Annotated in this window: 2 protein-coding genes; one reads left to right on the top strand and one right to left on the bottom strand. The window is 75.4% G+C overall.

Translation table 11 applies throughout. The features are described 5' to 3' along the window. On the bottom strand, window positions 1–936 hold a 936-nt coding region (locus Q6969_RS15315), incomplete at its 3' end, for a PIG-L family deacetylase (RefSeq protein ID WP_317231215.1). A gap of 178 nt (window positions 937–1,114) precedes the next feature. Here Q6969_RS15315 and efeU point away from each other — a divergent pair. Next, a partial coding sequence (gene efeU, locus Q6969_RS15310; RefSeq protein WP_317231214.1) for an iron uptake transporter permease EfeU occupies window positions 1,115–1,967 on the top strand: 853 nt, incomplete at its 3' end.

Genomic DNA, 1,967 nt, shown 5'->3' with positions numbered 1-1,967 from the left:
CGCCGTGCCGATGCGCTGGGCGCCGCGCGGGGGCCGGGGGGCGCCGTCGTCGGGCGCGCGGCCGGCGGGGCGGTGGATCCGGAACATCTCGACCGCCGACACCGGGGCGCCGACGCCGTGCGACAGCGCGAACTGGTCGCCGTCGACGACGGTCTGGGTGCGGTGCGCGGCGACCGCGCGGATCTTGCGGTCGAGCACCTCGGAGGCGTCCACGACGACGTCGACCGCGTCGTCCGGCAGCACCAGGGCACCGGCGGGATCCGGGTCCGGCGCGGGGAACCGGCCGCGCGCGGCGACGGCCTCGTGCGCCGCGCGGGCCGACGTCGCCGTCGTGGTGACGAGGTAGGCGGGGATCCCGGCCTCCTCGGCGGCCCACGTCGCGATCCCGTGCGTGCGCACGTGGTCCGGGTGGCCGTAGCCGCCGTGGTCGTCGTAGGTGATGACGCTCGTCGCGTCGACGTCGGCGATGACCGCGAGCACGTCGCGCGCCTCGTCCGCCTCGTCCCCGGCGCACAGCGAGTCGGGGTCGAGCGGCTGCAGGGCGACGGGCACGCCGTCGGCGCCCCATTGCATCCCGGAGTCGACGTAGCGGCGCGGCGCGAGGCCCTGCCAGCGCGCGTCCGCGTCGCCGAGGAAGCGGTGGTCCTCGACCCCGAGGGCGGCCATGGCCTCGGCGAGCTCCGTCTCGCGGTGGTCGGCGAGCGCCCGGAGGTCGCCCTCGAGGTGCCGCAGCTCCGCCGGGATGACCTCGCCGCGCTCCCCCCGCGTGCAGGTGAGCACGGTGACGGGCACGCCGTCGCGGACGAGCCGCGCGATGGTGCCGCCCGTGACGATGCTCTCGTCGTCGGGGTGCGCGTGCACGAGGAGGACGTGCTCGTGCTCGGTACGGGCGGTGCGGGCGGCCCGATCGGGGCGTCGGGACGTGCCGGAGCTCATCGGGCGATCCTATCCGCGCCCGGGAGGCGGCTCCCTGGGCGGGCGGCATGGGGACGCCGACTGGACGCACCCCCGCCCTCGCGCTACTGTGCACGAGGTAAGGCAAGCCTCACCTACATTTCCCCACCACGAGCAATAGGACGCGCTCCCCCGCGTCCGCCGCCGGAGAGGCGCACGCGTGTTCGCGAACTACCTGATCGGCCTGCGCGAGGGCCTCGAGGCCGCGCTGGTCGTCACCATCCTCATCGCCTACGTCGTCAAGATCGGCCGTCGCGACGTGCTCGGTCGCCTCTGGCTCGGCGTCGCGCTCGCGGTCCTCCTCGCGCTGTCCGTCGGCGCGGTCCTCACCTACGGCGCCTACGGGCTCACCTTCGAGGCGCAGGAGGCGATCGGCGGCTCCCTGTCCATCGTCGCCACGGGCCTCGTCACGTGGATGGTGTTCTGGATGCTCCGCACCGCGAAGGACATGCGCTCCGAGCTGCAGGGCGCCGTCGACCGCGCCATCGCGGGCGCCGCGTGGGGCCTCGTCGCCGTCGCGTTCCTCGCGGTCGGACGCGAGGGCATCGAGACGGCCCTGTTCCTCTGGTCGGCCGTCCAGGCCACCGGCGAGACCACGATGCCGCTGGTGGGCGCGGGGCTCGGCCTCCTCACGGCGGTGGCGCTCGGCTGGCTCGTGTACCGCGGGGTCCTCCGCATCGACCTCGCGCGCTTCTTCACCTGGACCGGCGCGCTCCTCATCGTCGTGGCGGGCGGCGTGCTCGCGTACGGCGTGCACGACCTCCAGGAGGCCGGCATCCTGCCGGGGCTCGGCGCGCTCGCGTTCGACGTGTCCGGCGCCGTCCCGCCCGGATCCTGGTACGGCACCCTCCTCAAGGGCACCGTCAACTTCTCCCCCGCCACCACCTGGCTCGAGGCGATCGCGTGGGTCCTGTACGTCGTGCCGACGCTCACCGCGTACCTCGCGCTGTCGCGGCGCGGCCGGGGCCCCCGCCCCCCCGCGCCGTCCGTGCCGTCCGTGACGACCGAGACCG

The sequence above is a fragment of the Clavibacter sp. MX14-G9D genome (assembly GCF_032917815.1).
Taxonomy (GTDB): domain Bacteria; phylum Actinomycetota; class Actinomycetes; order Actinomycetales; family Microbacteriaceae; genus Clavibacter; species Clavibacter michiganensis_K.
The sequence above is the reverse complement of the archived record's forward strand: the minus strand, read 5'-3'. Positions and strand labels throughout refer to the sequence as shown.